Raw genomic sequence first — 17,903 nt, 5'->3', positions numbered from 1 at the left:
AAAACATATGGAGTGTCCGGCTGTGAAATCCCAGTCCGTTGAGGATCATCGCAAGAAACGCCTCGCCGTGAGAAACAATATGCTCTGCGTATTTTGGGATAATGGCATCAATCATACGGGGTAATCCGGCTTCATGGCAGAAAGCGGCGATAAGCCCCAGGTGATCAAGACGTTTAATGACAGGCTCAGGTATGGACATAGTGACTTTCCGGCAAATAAAAGTAATAGATCAAAATGCGCGATCGCCGTCAATCTTATTGGCGCTACAAAGATATAAAGCGTGCGTAAGATCACACTATTTTTAAATCAGGAATGAGGTGCGGAATGACGGATTAATAATAGCGTAAAAGCAAATTTAATCTGGCATATTTAAAGTATTGTATTCTGTTAACTCATTCATTTGAAAACTTTCTTATAACCGATTATTTAACTGGTTTACGAAAAAGTTTATTGCCAGTTGAAAATGTTATTAAATCCGATTCCTTTGGGAAAATAGATTGTTTGATCAAACTACTCATATTTTTATTTATCCTTCTCTCCAGGGAATATGAGCATCAATAAAACCAATTTTTGTTTCTCATTTTTTCGCTGATGGTTTTATAATAAGCAAGTTTTAAATTATTATTAAAATTCATTTTCTTAACCTCTGGTTTTAATCGGTATAAGGTTTTAACCTTTGATTTTACCACTTTTAATCCCTACTTTTTATTAAGTTTAATCATCATGGGGCATAGTGTTTTACGTTTTAACCCTCGTTAATCATACCCGATTTTATCTTTACTGACGCTGTTTTACTGACAGTCATGAGCGGTTTTAACAAATCATCACCCCCTATTTTCTCTTCATAAATCAGCCAGTAAATGGCCTGATGATATAAAGAGACTCCTTTATGTTTTTTCAGGGTTCAAATCCTGCCAAATTAATCGTTTTACTATCTTTTATTAGATTATTTTTATGGCTTGTTTCGTAAAACAACGGCGAGAAAAAATTTTAATATGAACCTGTTTAGATAATATTTTCTTCGTGCCGATTTTTTTCAACTCTCTTTTAATGTTTAATGGAATTAGATTAAACGCAATTGACTATCTATCTGAAAAATCCCTTTCTTAAGTCAAATCCGCCTTTTATATAAAATCGTTAATTCCTTTATATTCCCGATTTTAAATGATCAAGAAGGTATAAATAAATGAAGGATAACATCGCCGATAAATGAATTAAACGTGACAGAAAATAAGCTGTTTTCAGTCACGTCGTTTTTTTAAAAAATCTGGTATTATTGGGGATCTATTTCTTTACTCTTATTTAACGGATATCTGATTTAATCACCGATAAAAAGGTGCTTACAATCGCCAAAAACGAAGGGTTTCTATTGAATAGTTTTTTAAATCTAATCGTTTTTCGGTTTCCTGCCTCGTATTTAAACTTTACTATTCTCATTAAAATAATATTCAGGTTTTCTCTTTTCACGGTATTTGATTTTTAGGCTTAAAACCAGAGAGGGTAAAAGATATACCCATAGGATTAAAATCCAAGCCCATTGCTTTAATCGTTTTTAATACGGCTAAACGCTATCTTTTTCACTATGCGATTAACCCATTAAATGTTTTAATATAATCTCATATTTTTGCTATTGGGTTAACTTCGCCACCTGGTTAATCGATTTAAAACTCGTTTTAAAAAAACCTTAATCACAGTTTTTACCTTTGATGATTAAAGTTTTTACCTGTTTTTTTCATGATACACTTATCCTTATTTACCAGATTTTAAAAACACCGCATATTGTTCAGCCAATTTCGCTAAACACCCCTAAAAATGGATGATAACACCATGCTTCTCCATCGTCTTTTTTCCTAAGACGAATCTCACCAAAACGTAAACTAACATCTTTTAACTCTACCTGATAAGTATCAGCCAAATGCTGATAAATCGTCTCAGTATCAAGTTCAATCCAGCTACTCACACCCGGCACAAACGATAATTCCGATACATAATCAAAAGCTCCATTTGCTTTCATTCCTACCGGGCCGCTGTCCAACGCCATAAACTTCGCTTTTTCACCCTCTTCTTCAAGCCATAGATAATGCAACTCATCGGGTTCAGACTGACGAAACGGCTTATGACACTGTAATTCTGCACACCATGAAGCCTGTTCACGCCACCAGAAAGCAGCACAATAACGATAATCATCATTAGGATCACCTTGAAGCTCTTCCCACAAACGTCGATGCTCAAGATCAACCAAATTTTTAAAAGGTGAACACTCTCCAGCATTATCGCGTTTCTTTATTCTTGGTAATGCACTGATTAGCTCATATTGGTCATGTTCTAATAACTCGCTTAAATCATGACTGGCAAGGAGGTAATCTTTCGACTCAAATCCTGGACGACAATAGACTGGATGTTCTAAATTAGTCGCTTTAAGTGCCTTATAGTTTTTCGCCAGAATATGCAGATTGGGTATCTTTGGCTCTTTTTGCCGATGGCGTTGAATACGTCCGCCAAGTTGTATCAGCGAGCGCATTGAACTCGGTTCAGCAATGCTCCAGTCGTAATCATGGTCTCTACCAACCTCTGCTACAGAAGTCGCCAATACCACAAAAATATGATGCTTTTCCGGCATCTCCTCCAATGCCTTACGGATTTCTGCCACCTGCCACAACGCCTTTTCATCGTAACGCGTTAATGTGGAATCCAACCGATGTTCAAGATGGGAACGTATCGCCAGTGGATGCTGACTGTGATAGACACAGTAATGGATATGTACATTTTTAGAAGACGGTATCTGCAATAACCGCTGTGTTACGGCAACGAGTGGATCGATGTTTGCCATGCGAATCAAACCGATAGAAACGGTTTTGCCCGATGGGTGGATTTGATGGTGTTCCTTACGTAGTCTCAACATGGAGCGATGCATCACCTTTGCCATGGCTTGGATCACAACCTCGTCTTTATGCTTTTCAGCCGTTATCGGCACTAATTCAGCTTTACGTAATGGCACCTTTTTTTCTAAACAGCCAACGCGCTTAACGACAAAAGCATCATGCTGATCTTTAAACTGTTGCGCATTGGTAACATCCAGTTGCGCCACATTATATTCATCAAACCAGGCACAACAGATATTAACTGGGGCACCTGGCTGACCACATGCTAACTGGTAATCCTGACGTCCAGCCCGATAAGCATTGAACAATGCCTGAATTAACGCCGGCGGCAATGTGGCTGATGAAAGCAAGACCCGCGAGCCCAACAAGCCTGCCCAGTTCACCAATCGGCATAAAGCCGGTAAATCGTTAATATCAAAATCATCCGGTTCATCCAACACCAGATCAGAAGTGAGTAATCTGAACATAGGTGCAATTTGCTTCCCGCCACGAATGCCTTCAGTAGCCGGAATTAAATGATCGATGGTCGCCACCAGCACAGGGGCACTGAGTAGTTTATTCAGTTTATTGTCTTTACTCAGCCAGTGGCTTAGGCGACCATCATCCAAGCTACCGTCATAACTGACATACTGATGTTCAGCAAAGAGTGCTTCAGCAGATACACTGCCGGTATCAGGCTCAAGCCCTTTATGACGAAGCTGATGTAACTCTTTTACTGCCTGCGAACCAATAAGTACCGCCAAGTCATCTTCTTCCAGATGCAGTTTTTTACGTAACGCATCACCGGTTTGCAGCGTTAACGTCCGTAACCCTAAAGCGACAGAAAAACGGCATCCCTGTTTTTCATCAGCTAGCCCATACATAATCCGTGCATTGGCAAAGGTTTTACCGCAACCCGTGGAAGCCATGTTAACACCAAAAAAACCCTGTTCTGCTGAACGTTCGCGCAAAGCATATGCGGCATCGAACGCCTGATCCTGCCAGCGGTATTTTTCATCTTTGCTGCGTTGTTTAAATCCTTTATGACGGGTAATCGCGGGTAGCGTTTTACGAAGATGTGGCAAGCTTCGCCCCAATAGCAAAGCATTCTGCCCAACACCAATATTATGTTCATCTAACCGTTGTTTACACTTTCCGGTGGTTCTATCGGTATTGGCAAATGCGCCATAGTTAATATCTTGCCAACCAAGGGTTGCAGGTAATGATGAATAATGATGATCGGCCAGCATTAAGACTAATCGGGACATATGACTGGTGAAACGCTGGTTCAAATCGCCATATTGCAATAATGATGTTGATTGCAGCGCTCTGTTCGCAAATTTCTGTGCTTTCTGGCGCCAAGTCTGACTACGGATAGGTGTACCATTTAGGAATGTCCAGACATCACGTTTATCCTGATTACTCCAATTTTTAGCCGTCATGTTGACTGAGTTCCATGATGACTCTAGCTGTTTGGTCAGCCAACTCTTAATACTTTCTAACTGTGGTTCACTGGTGTATCGCTCATTATAACGAGGATAAACGGGAAGACGATGATGCGAGAGGATCAGCCAGGCGACAGTGGTTGCTAATGGCGGTAAGTTAATAAAAGGGTTTACATATTTGGGAACAATACCGTCTTTAACTTTAACCAAATAGGAAAGAACTTTATCCTCATCACCAGAATCAATCTGACTTAACGAAGTCAGCCACGCCTTATCATCTTGTTCCGCGACAAATGCCTGAAACAGCCGCAAAGATACCCATTCATGCCGATACGGTTGAAACCGCCCATCGCCCTGTAAACCTTGCTGGAACAACGCATTAGCTTTACCAAAATCATGAAATAATCCGGCGATAGCGGCCAATAAACTGATGGCCTCAACACTGTGCCAATGATTTTCATCCTGACTTTTCAGCACATCACGTTGTGTCGTATTGGTAGGTACAATTCCTCGCGGGCTAAAGCGTCGTAAATTCCCGACTATCCATAACAATTCAGTTTGGTTTCCGCTCTTTATCCAATGACAGGCAACTGCGGTATTACGGCGTGCTGTTTTACGCAATAACTTACGCAAGGTGTTTAAACCTTCCAATGTAATGGCCGTCTGCCAGGTTCGCTCACCTTTTCGTTCAGCAAATTGATCCAATATTCGACGGGTTTCAGTTAACGCTCGTTTATTGCATTGGGATACTAAAAGAATATTCATTGTGCCACCTGACTCAGTTGTTGAGCAGTTGTTTGCAGTGCATCAATCATGGTGTCCAATGCATCAGATTTTTGAAATCCACTAATGCAACGTTGACGAAACTCCTGTTCATCTTCTCCAGCCATTGCAGCGATAAATGCTTGTGGCAATACCAACGCATCTTTAATCAGATCAGCAACATCGAAAACCAACCCCCCACGACGGGTTTTTCCATGCAACACAGCCAAACCATGCGGTAAACCAATCACCCAAGTTGCAACAGCCGCTAATCCGTAAGCCAGATAATTACCATGATCGAGAAAACGGTTTGCTAAATCTACACCACCACCTCGTTTTGCCCGGATAAAATCGCCATAACTCACTGCCTCCGCTGCCAGCTTGTATAATGCCTTAGTCATCACAGCTTCTTGCACCATTAAATCCTGATTATTGCGGCAATTTTCAAGGTTCTGCTCATAACGGGTGAGTAATGACAATAAACGTTCACGATTAAGCATAAAAGAGCTGTCCCGAAGCATTCGACTACTCAGCCAATGTTCACGGATTTGTGCAATGCGAACTTTCTGAAAAGCAATCGCTGCTGCTAATCGTTTCGCATCATCAAACCAGAAACTCACCCAATCTTGTAAATACTCAGTAGGACGATATTCACTTTGTGGCGTAAGCCAGGACACATCAACCTCAACATCATTAGCTGCGAACAGCGGCGTTCCTCCACCACCACAAAAACCAACTAAAACACCCGCTCTGGCGAATTCACGCATTGCAGCTTGAGTAATAGAAGTCCCCGTTCCCAACATAATAACGGTGGTATTGGCAATTGGAATATTCCAATACAGTGATTGTTTTCCCTCATCAGTGACATATTCAACACGACCACCATTCACTAATACTCGACAATATTGCAGGTAATAAATATTCGATCGCTTGGAATGCAAAATCGTTTTGAGATCACTCGGAGAAAAGTTGTTATCCATAGTCAAGAATCGCCCAAATAATTAATTTTACTTATAGAAAATATTATGCATAAATTTTACACAAGTAAAATATCGGGAATGTAAATTAAAAAAATTTACAATTCCTTACCAAAACATTACATAGTGTCTTTCATGAATCAGGAATAACACCGAGTTTTCTAAGCTGACTGTACGGCAGTGCACCACATCATTGTTGACGTAGCAGGTAGAAACTCTTTCTAAGCTGCCTGTACGGCAGTGCACATAACGCTCTCGCACCCGCGCTGGTCAGACATTTTCTAAGCTGCCTGTACGGCAGTGCACATGCTATCATGTCATTATGACATTACCGATAATTTCTAAGCTGCCTGTACGGCAGTGCACAAACACGCTAACGACCATAAACAGAGTCTATTTTTCTAAGCTGCCTGTACGGCAGTGCACCAATTGCAGGCAGGCGTTTATTTCCCCAAAATTTTCTAAGCTGCCTGTACGGCAGTGCACAATATCCTCAGCTAGCGATTGCATATCCGTCCTTTCTAAGCTGCCTGTACGGCAGTGCACAAATCACCCTGATAATCAGCGTAATTTGTGATTTTCTAAGCTGCCTGTACGGCAGTGCACATATAGCCAGCAGTAGCGACTGGCGTTCCATTTTTTCTAAGCTGCCTGTACGGCAGTGCACCTGACTTCACCGATCTAAGTGCGGAAACTCAATTTCTAAGCTGCCTGTACGGCAGTGCACCCTCATCTGTAACCTCATCTTCGTATTCATCATTTCTAAGCTGCCTGTACGGCAGTGCACTGTTACAGACTAACTTTAACCTATTGACTATTAAAAAGTATAGTTATAAAAAGTCAAAAAACCCTTTTTTACAGAAGAGATAAAACACTATTTAAAATCAATGAATTATAATTTACCGATAAAAAAGGGTCAAAGCCAAGGCGCCAAGGAGACACCATCCTTCTTAGCAATAAAAATGTAAACCCAGGTAAAACTTGGTAGACATTGAAAGTGGATTTCTATGCAAGCTTTTTAATCATTGGAACGAGGAAAAAATAACTTATACAACAATAAGATGTCGGCTATATACACATTTATTTCCGTTTATCTTTTTTCTAAATTTTTTAATGTAATCATTTTTACCAAAGCAAGATAAAATTAAAGTTAGCATTTATTAAACTCTCACGATGTATTCCCGAAAAAACCATTTAAATTTATTAGAAAAAATATCTTCTTTACGGATCTTATAAATACAGTCATTTAAGCATTTTATCCTAACAATAAACCAATAACAAAGGAAATATTATTATTTAATTCACTATTTTTATCTCATTTCAGTTTAAAAAACCACAAACAATAAAATAAAATAAATTCACCAAAAAAGATAATATCGAATAACACTATTTTTCAACTTCCCCTATACATCTTTATTCATTATATAAATTTCAATTAAACATGATAATTCCTAACTGACTGGCAATATATATCCTCCAGCGATAGAATGATTGTAACTAATAACATTTCCTGCCTAATTACGAATCTTAAAATAAAGCCCAACATATTCATTTTGTGGGTTTCATTCAAGTTAAGAAAAATATTTTTATAGTTAATTAAGGAATAATATCTTTTTGCTCAACGCCATATCCCAACCGGACGATTACGTATAGATTTACCCAACCCTTTTGGTTGCCTGAAAGTTATGCCGTTATTAACGGAATTCTGTCAGAAGCACCCAGAGTTAAAATTAAATATCTCTTTTTCTGAATTGCATTGTGTATGGTCAGTCGGATGGCAATCCGAGAGCCTGATCATTCAAAGCGCCTGATGGAAATGCTTTTAACCGGCTCATGAAACCGTATTTGACTGTTGGTGACGGAGAAGCTCAACTATGTGCTGTAAGTGCAGGTTTGGGTATCGTACAAATGCGACGCATTAAGCTCATCACGAATTAGCTGAGAACATCGCCAAGAGTTAATGATACGGTTCCCGAAACAACAATCCGTTACCGTTAGCATCCGCATTATATAAAGCGTCCCTTCCAGCCCGGCTTTCCTGATTGTTATGTCTATCAGATTTATAAACGCGCCGTGTGTATAGGAAAAATAGACTTTATGAGATGCTGGCAGAAGTGAAATTGGCGGAGGAGGAGAGATTCGAAAGTTTCTTTTTACTATTTTTTTATTTTATTTTTCCAAATGAAAGGTTAAAACCCCCGGCTTTAGAAGTGAAACTGGCGGAGGAGGAGAGATTCGAAAATTGCATTTAACTATCTTGATCAAATAAAATAAAATAAACAACCACCTACTAAAGTAGGTGGGTTAGTGATTAACGGACTGAAAGTCCGGATACGCGTCGGCTAAACGACGCGTCAATTATCCATTCTGAAATTATCATTCGGATTCGGCTCAAAATGATGCTCCAAATAATTTTTTATCATCTCTTCCGTTAATTGTCCCACGGTTGCACAAAAATAGCCTCGACCCCAAACGTGTTGGCCCCAGTACCGCTTTTTCAAATGTGAAAATTCTTCAAACAGCTTACTGGCCGTTCTCCCTTTCAGCCTTCTCATAATTTCACTTGGCGCTAATATTGGGGGACTGTTCACAAGTATATGCACGTGATCTTTGCTAACAACTCCCTTTAATATCCTGATTTCAAAAGATTCACATGTCTGACGGATTAACTCACGCACTCGGCTCGCGACTTCTCCTGTCAACACTTTATATCTGTATTTCGTTACCCACACAAAATGGTATTCAATCTGAAATACCGTGTGGCTGCCATATCTGTAATCCATGTTGCACCTCCAGTACAACANAGTATTACAGCTAAAGCTGACCGGCTAAAGCCGGTGGTTTTAACCTTTCATTTGGAAGAATAAACGCACCGTAAAATAATTGTAAAAATAAACCTATACACATTGCTATACACAAAATAATTTGTTTAACAAAAGCCGGATTAGCTCCGGCTCCGTTCTGCCTGTACGGCAGTTGATTTAGAAATATATCTTTCTAAGCTACTTGTACAGTAGTCAGTTAATGCTAAACACATTGATGCATGAGTCAACAATTACTTCGGCACCTCAGGCCACTCAACATCAGGAGCCTGTGAGGTATCTACACGAGTGAGCAGAACTCGATATTTCTTCCACTCAAGCAAAGCGGCTTCTTCATCTTCTGTTGCAATTTCTACGTCAACAGAGTCTTGTAGCAATGAGAGTGTTTCATTTGCCTGACGTAACAGTTCTGCTTGCTTCTGCTTGGCTTCATTGATCTGATGAGACTTGAGTAGGTCTTTATCAACTACCCAATTTTGACCATCCCATCTATCGTAATCGGTATCAGGTCTTTTAAATGTCAACGTGTCTGGTAGCTCACCGATTTCTGTTATTTTAATCGGCTCTCGTGTTTGCGTGTCATAAGCGATTTTACCGCGATAGTCCGGTACTATTTCCCAACGGCTTCTATCTTCACTGCGACGGATGACTTTATCATCAGAACTTGGTAGTTCCGGCGCATCGGGATAAGCATCGGCTGATAGACTGACACCGAGCATGACATATTCAATATCAGCGTTTGTGAATTCTCGTGTGATTTGATTCGAGTGATAAACTTTTATCCAACCGGATTAAGTTGCTAATCCGTCTTCACCTAATACGGCTACTTCATGTTCTAAAGAGTATTTTTGTTCTGTCATTATACTGCTCTCACTATGTAGTTAAATGCGATGTTACGGGGACGGTTCTCTGAGGCTACAGGAACAACCCTTGACGCATCGAATCCGAAGCCGTATGGATTATCCGGGTTATGAATATTCTTTGACTTGGTCGTACCATCTGTTGCTATTCCAAGATTAATTTTACCGTAGAAAGCTTCTTTTGTTGCAAGATGATAATTATCTGCGATAGCCCCAGGGAACGAACCTGTAATGTTCCTAATCGCGTCACCTTGCCACGTACTGCAAACCCGACCCGGATCAACACCACGGCCATTATCCCAACCACGAATGAACTCACCTCTTAAATCGGGTAAATAACCACTAGGATAAGCCTTTGCTAATTCCGGAAATTTCGACTTATCAAAAACCGCACCGTTACATTGCAACCACCCAACTGGCGGTATAGCAGTAGGCCAGGGAATAGGAGTACCCACGGGTATATCATTGGTTTTACTACTATTAATATCTTCACGCAATGAATTTATTATTTCCTGAACAAGCTTTTGTGTAACCGCCAATGTGTCGCTATTGCCAATTACATTTGTAAGCTGAACAACACCTTTTTGTGTTAATGAGGCATCGGGAACTTTTATTGTGGTTTTTTGTTCTAAAGCTCTATTTAATTGTGCGGTGAGTTTAGCTATATCCCCATCATCCAAAACATCATCACCAGATTGTGTCGCAATAAAATTAGCCACGACAGCTGATATGGTTGACGATTGACGCAATACCTTATTTAACATATGAGTGGAAACATCATTTGGTGGAAACCCAGTCAGTAAATCCTTACTTTCTTCATATAATCTCTGACTCACTACATTAGCATTATAACTAATAGAAAAAGCTTTAAAATCATTTTTCTGACTCATATATACTCCTTAAATTAAATAATATTATCGATTTATAGATGACTTATCACAATTCAGTGTATTTCAATAAAATAATAATAAAACACTCTTATAACTCAGAAGTCTTATTGTTTTTATATAATCCCAATAGTAAAAATCTAATATTTTTAACCAAAGATATACTAAATCCATTTATATTTAACATCTGAAAACTATTTTTCTTTTATTCCTTCCATCCTTTCCTGAAACTCCCGCTGCTTAACTTTAGGCATTTGCACTCTAACATCTAATCTACAGTGTTCAGGAATATCGCATGGCTCTCCGTCTTCATAAAATACCCTCTCGCCATTTTCATCAATGGATTTGAGTCGCCAGTTCTGAAAACGGGTTGGTAAGTGAAAGTGCTGCCTGTGAAAGGTTTCGATGATGATAGCGCCGTCAGGTTGTACCCTGTCATCAACGAAAATCAGTTCAAGATTGTTATTATCTTTCGGTACTGAGATACCACCGTGTACTCCCCATCCCATGTCTGTGTTATAGCCACAAACATTAGAGATGCGGTAGATGCCAGTGCCCTCTTTTGTGACTTCTGCCCCCTCTGATTCTTCGTTAGTTGAGAATGTGCCATCAGGGTAAATTTCTACTATAGGTGAGGATTGTTTAAGGAATCCGTTAGCGTCGGGTTTTGCATTCCAATCATTCCAGAGTGTCATTTTATTCATACCTGGGTTGCCGCCATCAAATCCGCTGATAAAAGTAATTTTTCCACCGCGGTACGATGCGATAAATCCCGCCCATGTATCATCTTGTCTCGTCACGTAACCGCATGAGTAATCATAACTTCCGTCAATAGGATCATTATTACTAAATTTAAACGAATGACCGCCCTTACGCAGGCCCTTTATCCACGTTGCAAAATCAACGATGTTTCCAAGTTAATATGTTTTGCCTGAATAAACTCTGATCCTTCGGATTTTGGATATGCCCCCACATCCCCCGCACTCAAACTGATATCCCCAGTCAACGCCTTGCCATTAATTTTCCGGCTACTCGGCACCGCATTCTTGGCCTGATTCACCGTTTCCACTAAACCGAGGTTTTTCACAAAGGTATTCTTGTCGGGGATATCTGCGCCGTTCTGGAATTTTGTCAGTCTGTTGCTGATATCTGATGCAAGTGCATTGATAGACTTAAGTTGAATAGATTTGCCTTCCGGGGTCATAATAGTTACCACCCCGGATTCTGTCATCCACTTGTTTAAGTTTAATAACAGCTCATCTGTATAACCCAATTGCGCTGTAACTTTTCTTGCTGCATCTGAATAAGTGTCAGGAACAGAGGTTTGAATAAAATAGGTAGCATTAGAAACCGCATCGGGGAACTTATCGATTAAGACTAATTCGGTATCACTATTAACGTTTTTAATTGCTGATAATTTAAAAGCATTCCCGACCTTGATTAATATAGTCTGAGCCGGAGCAACACCGAACTTATTATCTTTCCATTTTGTATTTGTGCCAGTAGCAATATCTGAGTTGGCAGCAATTGAAATTGTGCCGAAGTTGTATGAAGACATGATTAACCTCAATAATTAAAAATTAAAATATGTTTCAGCGTCAATATATAATGATTTCAGCGAAGAGATATAAGTATAATATCCCCAATATCCTCTTTGTATTTTAATATCTTTGGAAACACATGGTGTTATATATTCCCCATCAACTCCACCAACAGCTATTACTTTATTATTTCTTTGATAAATTGACTCCCCAAAATTACACGGCGTGTACATGGGCCTTGATATGCCAGGTATAGCAACTTTATCCCCTTCATTATATCCATTTAAGGATACAGATACAGGGCGCGTCAATACACCCACGGCTGATGAAAATCTAATATTATTAGAATTATCTCTAATTCTTAAACCATACTTATCATTACGCAAATCATTATCAAAATTTAAATTCGAAAAAATAACAACTTTAAATTTCCCCAAAGTCATATCAGCTGATTTTGGATTCCTGACTTCCAATGTGATTTTCGGTGTTCGTTCATATCCGCGATAAATATTCAAAGCAACAAATGCATTATTATCCTCAGTGTAGAAAAATGGAAAGCAATTATTAAAATTTAACCTACTATCAATAACGCTCAAATTAAATTCACCGCTTAATGTAAGTTCTTTTTTATGTGATACGTAGCTGTATTTAACACCTGAATTTAAAGACGAAAAATTAGTATTCCCCGATATCCTTAATCCGTGATTTCCCCCTGATATTGTCGGCCATGCAATTATTACAATATATTTTATGAAATGATTTTTCCCCGTATCTAAAAATTCTGGCCAATAAAATGTAAGATACCCCTGGCTATCGCGAGTAACAGATAGATCTTTCCCCCCATCCGGATAACTTGCAGGCCCATCATCTCTCCACTTTATTTCGCCAAGTTTGTGGGACGATATTGCATAATCATGACCGGGTGGTATTGGATTTGGGCATTTCCACCAGGTATTCCATCCGTCTCCCCAGAAGGTACCTGGCGCGTCTGGAGTAATAACTCCGACCCACACAATATATGCGGGCGCCGTTTTTTCATTAAATATAAATCTTGAAAAATCAAAAGGATTTGTAATCCTTAAACCATATTCACTCATAAGAATTCACCCAATTCAATTATTGGAACACCTGAGCCATTGAATATATATATCCCCGTGTTAGTTATCCTCATTTTGTAGCCCCCAGACACGCCATTTACTTCAAACACTCCATTTTTCATATCAATACGCAGACCCGATTTATTCGGCACATAATTAATAGATTTAAGGTCAACACTGACTAACAACTCTTGAATTGTCGCACTGTCAATGAATGCACTGCGGATGAACACTTGCCCATTCTTGATAAAGAAGACAGATTCAAGCTTGCCACTTGATGGATTAAAAACACCGAATGTCTCTGCACTGAACCCGATATTTGTACTGACTTTTCCGTTTTTAACTTCGGTACCGATAACCATCCCCGCGTCATAATATTGTCCGTTATAGTTAACTCCCGCTTTTACTGTATACGTTGCTGAACCGTCGCCTTTCTGATCAAAAACAGTTGTCGCCTTGGTTTCAATCATTGCCTTTTGTTTTTCAAACTCAGATTCAGTGAGAGTTTTATATTCTGCAAGAGATTCATTAGTTTTAGAAATTGCTGTTTTGTTTTCATCAATGAGAGACTTGTTTCCAGCAAATTCAGCTTTTACTTGCTGCTGATAACGTGCAAGTGACTGCTGATCTGATACTTGTACTTCGCGTATTTCGACAATCTCAGCTTTTCTGTTTCCATTCTCTTTCATCCAGCGCTTAGTATCGGCTCCCCTTGCAGTGGCATTTTCAAGCACAGCCTCTGCATTATCATCAATCTGTGATTGAAGCGCTTTCCCGGCATCTGTTGATAAGAACTGAGCCCGCAGCATCAACTATCCAGCTTGCATCTGAGGATAATTCGCCGCGTATAAACTCGGTCCACGCGCTTTGATTGCCAGTCTTATCAACGAGCCGGGCACGGAAGTAGAAAGCCACACCCGCAGCAAGCCCTTGCATCGTATAAGTTCGCTGAGGATAAGGAACGTCAGACAACAGCATCAAGTCATTGCCGTCATTTGTTTTGCTGTACTGAATCTCAGTATGTTGTGTGTCTGACGTGTCATCACCAAAATTCCAATCTATAGTAATACCAAAAATGATGGGAGTTGTGCGGAAGTTCAAAGGTACCGGAGGGTTACCCTCTTTTCCGTTGAGCTGAGTTTCCTGCGCATTGGCCCAGATACTTGAAATATCAGACGCATTAATAGCCCGGACACGTGACTGATAGCGTCCAGCATAGATGTTTGGGACTTCAAAGCTCTGTGTTGAAGTTCGGGGAACTGATACCCAGTTGCCGTTATCTTTCCGCCATTCAGCTTCATAAGCAATGGCATTTTCCACAGCGTCCCACGTTGCTCGCATTGTCGTGATAGCCAGCCCTTGGTATTTGGCAGAATAAGAACTGATGGACACGTTTTTCGGCGGAGCCTGAACACCAGGAGGAATAACAGAAATAGGACGCTCATCAATCCGGGTGCCGGTATCAATTCGGGCATATTTATCCGGGTCATGATGAACCGCGCTGATTTCAAATGTGTTATCACCCTTATCGCGTACTCCTGTCACTCTGAATTGCTGAACAAAGAGATCATTAGCATCAATCGCCCAACCTGATTCAACAGCCGGTATTTCACTGTAGGATGTCGTAACTGTGACTATCTTTCCATTTACTGCCTGAATTGTCCGGCCTTCTGATTTACCGGAGGGTAAGTTGATTAACAGGCGATCGCCTTCTTTAGCATCTGGCTTTCTGTCTAACGTAATGTTGCGTTCTGACACAACACTGATGCGGCCACCAATTATTCTGCCGGCACGATTTCTATTAGCAACACCAATAATATGGCCGGGTAAAGGGATTTGTCCTTCCAAACCAACACTGAACGATATAGCGTCATCTTCGCTGTTGGTCAGTAATATCCATCGTCCACGCCGGTTAGCTTCACTCTGCCGTGTACATCCAATTGCCGTAATTTCAGTCTGATTGATACCGTAGCGACGCACCAGTGCATTTTCAAAAACCGGTTCAAGAGCATCAGCATAGTGATTGTCGGGATCTGACCAGCTCACCATTGCAGTTGTATATCGGGTTCTCTCGCTTGCAGGCAGATGTATATGAAAATTTACCGTTGATGACGCTGGCCTGGTTAAAGATATAGTCCATGTCACGGGGCATATCAGCTAATGCAACAAGCTGGCTTTGCCCCCAGTATGTCATTCCACGGAATATAGCCGCGAGATCCGTTAGTACTGTCCACGCATCATTGCGAGACTGGATGTAAACGTTGCAAGTAAAGCGCGGTTCTTTACCGTCACCACCTCTCCCGTCCGGTACCAACTGATCGCAATACTGAGCAATACGATATAGCTCTGCTTCGCTGATTTGAGTTGAATTAATCCGGTTTCCAAGTCCGAACATCTCAGATACGATAATGTCATAAAAAACCCATGCGGGATTATCTGAATACGCCCACTTAAATGTACCGTCCCAAATTCCTGAATACGTGCGATTACCCGGATCATAGTTTGACGGCACACGGATAATACGGCCCTTTGGCTTGCAGCTAATTCTTGGGATGTCAGGAAACTGTTTAGAATCAAACTCAACATAGAGCAATGCGGTATTCGGATAGCGGAGTTTGGCGTCGATAACTTCTGTGATCGCTTGTACTAACATTTTATCTGCAATTCTATTGCTGCTACTGTTCGGCGTCAGCCGTCGTACACGGATTTGCCAACCCGTAGTGGCTTTTGGTAAATCTATACGATAAGAACGCTCATACAGTGTTGTTGTCTTACCATCAACCGCCGCTTTTAAGACTTCTCTGTAAGCTCCACCATCAGTAGCAAGATCAATGGCGTATTCAATTCGGTAACCAACGGTATCGCCGTTATCTTTCTGCCGTTGTAACTGCGGCCACCCAAAACGTAAGCGAACGGCTGATAACTTGGTATTAGAGACAGCACGTATCCACGGATGATCACTTTTCAGTTCCGTATTTATCCTGATTTCATTTTCAGCGGCGGGTATTCCCTGAATATATTCTTGAGCCTGTGTGCCTGGGCGGAATTCCCATTTAACACCTGAAGCGTTCAAACTTCCATCAGCGTTAGCTATAGGGGTATCATTCAGATAGATATTGGTACCATCCAACCCACCAGCAAACTCCCCCTCCCCAAGAGCTATTAACATTTTAGCTTTCGATATTGACTGAATACTGTCTGGGGATTCAATCGGCGTGCGTTGCTTGCCGCCACCTTTGCGGCCTTTGATTGTTAAAGTTGTCATGACTCACTCCATAAAAGTAGGTGTAATACCTACAAAAATATTGACGATGGAATCAGATATGGGTATTATACCCACACGTTAACGAAATGGGGGATTGATGAGCAGTGCAGAGTTAATAAAACGCTTGATAGCTGACGGATGGGTTAAGGCCAGACAAGACGGTAGTCACGTCACTCTAACTAAATCCGGTGTTGCGAAAATAATCACAATACCGCACCCAAGAAAGGACTCATCAAAAGGTGTTATCCGGCAGGCGCAAAATATTTCAGGACTGAAATTATTATGATAAAGGGCGCGGTATAACCGCGCCTTCTCTGCAAAGTTCATCATCAAATTAAAAGGTAATACTATGATTTATCCACTCTTTATATTTAAAACGGAAAATGGGTTTGATGGTTACTTCCCCGATGTCGAGGGCTGCTTTTTTGCTGGTAACACTTTAGCGGATGTTATCCGTGATGCAGAAAAAGCATTCGCCCAACACATGAATGTTTTAACCGAACACGGCGGCTATGTCCCAGCCCCCAAAGACTCATCCGATTACATCGGTGATCCTCGCTTGTCTGAGGATGGAGGGGTTATAGCCCTCATTGAATTAGACCCTGCGAAATATGAGTCAAAGGCCATCAAGTTCAATTTAACTATGCCCGGCAATCTATTAACTGCTATAGATCGCCACATTGAGGAAAACGGACACTATAAAAACCGCTCTGCTTTTCTCGCTGAATTAGCCAGAAAGGAAATAGCTCATCACTAACAAGTTAGGGCGGGAAACTGCCCTAGCTTATCGTTTCGTTACCGAGCAATATCACTGCTGATCTTCGGTATATATCCCGGCTGAAATGATTGCTCCGCCAATTTCTCGTGTTCCGTACAGAACAGGAACGGGATTACCCTGTGCCGTTGTATTGACTGGCCCACCAAACGCGTAAGAGGGTTTGTTGTCTGGTGACTCACGCATTCGCAAGCCGGGCTGTTGTGGTGAGAGCATTTGGACAACACCGCCTAATGCCATTGATGCGCCTACCATTGCAGTTGTTCCCCACAATCCACCCGCTGTAAATGCTGCGGCTATCCCTCCAGATGCAATAGTTGCTGCGGTAATTAAAGCAACACCTAATATTGTTTGAAATAATCCCCCGCGTTTGCTACCAATAATTACGGGCAAAATATGAATATCATCAGTGCCTTTTGTCATATCAAGTTCATCTTTGTTGATATTTTTACCGCCGACAAAAATAGCAAACGTCAGCCCTTTTTTATGGGCCTCAATCATATATTTTTCAAAACCCGGTAATAAACAACGCATCGCATTAATTGCTTTCTTCACATCCAATGCTTTATATTTAAATTCTTTACCAAAGTACTTAATTAAAGGCCCGTGCA

Annotated in this window: 12 protein-coding genes, 1 pseudogene and 1 CRISPR repeat array; of the genes and pseudogenes, 2 read left to right on the top strand and 11 right to left on the bottom strand. The window is 40.7% G+C overall.

Annotated features, from left to right (window positions below; translation table 11 throughout):
• The 10 genes and pseudogenes from PTE_RS16460 to gpJ all read right to left on the bottom strand — a co-directional run.
• Positions 1-199, bottom strand: a 199-nt coding sequence (locus PTE_RS16460; protein ID WP_036848908.1) for a DUF4277 domain-containing protein, incomplete at its 3' end; no start/stop codon positions are given.
• Between the two features lie 1,584 nt (positions 200-1,783).
• The gene (gene cas3f / locus PTE_RS16455; RefSeq protein WP_036848905.1) at positions 1,784-5,071 is read right to left on the bottom strand and encodes a type I-F CRISPR-associated helicase Cas3f; all 3,288 of its coding nucleotides are present in this window, start codon (positions 5,069-5,071) and stop codon (positions 1,784-1,786) included.
• Positions 5,068-6,048 carry a type I-F CRISPR-associated endonuclease Cas1f gene (gene cas1f / locus PTE_RS16450; protein ID WP_036848903.1) on the bottom strand — a complete coding sequence of 327 codons (981 nt, stop codon included), beginning with the start codon at positions 6,046-6,048 and terminating at the stop codon, positions 5,068-5,070. Before cas1f ends, cas3f begins: the two co-directional genes overlap by 4 nt.
• Before the next feature lie 155 nt (positions 6,049-6,203).
• Positions 6,204-6,833: direct repeats of the CRISPR family, unit length 29 nt; unit sequence TTTCTAAGCTGCCTGTACGGCAGTGCACA.
• A 1,566-nt stretch (positions 6,834-8,399) separates the two neighbouring features.
• Positions 8,400-8,828 carry an IS200/IS605 family transposase gene (gene tnpA, locus PTE_RS16445; RefSeq protein WP_036848901.1) on the bottom strand — a complete coding sequence of 143 codons (429 nt, stop codon included), beginning with the start codon at positions 8,826-8,828 and terminating at the stop codon, positions 8,400-8,402.
• A gap of 272 nt (positions 8,829-9,100) precedes the next feature.
• A complete protein-coding gene (locus PTE_RS16440) occupies positions 9,101-9,649 on the bottom strand; it encodes a tail fiber assembly protein (protein ID WP_241826191.1) in 549 nt (182 codons plus the stop codon).
• 77 nt (positions 9,650-9,726) lie between these two features.
• Positions 9,727-10,617: a tail fiber protein gene (locus PTE_RS16435; RefSeq protein ID WP_036848898.1), complete on the bottom strand. Its 891-nt coding sequence runs from the start codon at positions 10,615-10,617 to the stop codon at positions 9,727-9,729.
• Positions 10,618-10,808: 191 nt separating this feature from the next.
• Entirely contained in the window at positions 10,809-11,414 is a 606-nt protein-coding gene (locus tag PTE_RS16430) for a phage tail fiber protein (protein WP_241826190.1), read from the bottom strand.
• Positions 11,415-11,497: 83 nt separating this feature from the next.
• Positions 11,498-12,172 carry a hypothetical protein gene (locus PTE_RS25185; RefSeq protein ID WP_036848896.1) on the bottom strand — a complete coding sequence of 225 codons (675 nt, stop codon included), beginning with the start codon at positions 12,170-12,172 and terminating at the stop codon, positions 11,498-11,500.
• A 15-nt stretch (positions 12,173-12,187) separates the two neighbouring features.
• Positions 12,188-13,252, bottom strand: a complete 1,065-nt coding sequence (locus PTE_RS16420) for a hypothetical protein (protein ID WP_036848894.1) — start codon at positions 13,250-13,252, stop codon at positions 12,188-12,190.
• Positions 13,249-16,517 (bottom strand): annotated as a pseudogene (gene gpJ, locus PTE_RS27325) (TipJ family phage tail tip protein). Before gpJ ends, PTE_RS16420 begins: the two are co-directional and overlap by 4 nt.
• Before the next feature lie 97 nt (positions 16,518-16,614).
• On the opposite strand from gpJ, the gene PTE_RS16410 reads away from it, so the two are divergent.
• Positions 16,615-16,803 carry a type II toxin-antitoxin system HicA family toxin gene (locus PTE_RS16410; protein WP_036848893.1) on the top strand — a complete coding sequence of 63 codons (189 nt, stop codon included), beginning with the start codon at positions 16,615-16,617 and terminating at the stop codon, positions 16,801-16,803.
• 63 nt (positions 16,804-16,866) lie between these two features.
• Positions 16,867-17,274, top strand: a complete 408-nt coding sequence (locus PTE_RS16405; protein ID WP_036848891.1) for a type II toxin-antitoxin system HicB family antitoxin — start codon at positions 16,867-16,869, stop codon at positions 17,272-17,274.
• A gap of 51 nt (positions 17,275-17,325) precedes the next feature.
• Here the strand turns inward: PTE_RS16405 and PTE_RS16400 are convergent.
• Positions 17,326-17,903, bottom strand: a 578-nt coding sequence (locus PTE_RS16400) for a tail assembly protein (RefSeq protein WP_036848889.1), incomplete at its 5' end; no start/stop codon positions are given.

This window comes from Photorhabdus khanii NC19 (assembly GCF_000517265.1).
Taxonomy (GTDB): Bacteria; Pseudomonadota; Gammaproteobacteria; order Enterobacterales; family Enterobacteriaceae; genus Photorhabdus; species Photorhabdus khanii.
This window is presented reverse-complemented; position numbering and strand designations above follow the sequence as displayed.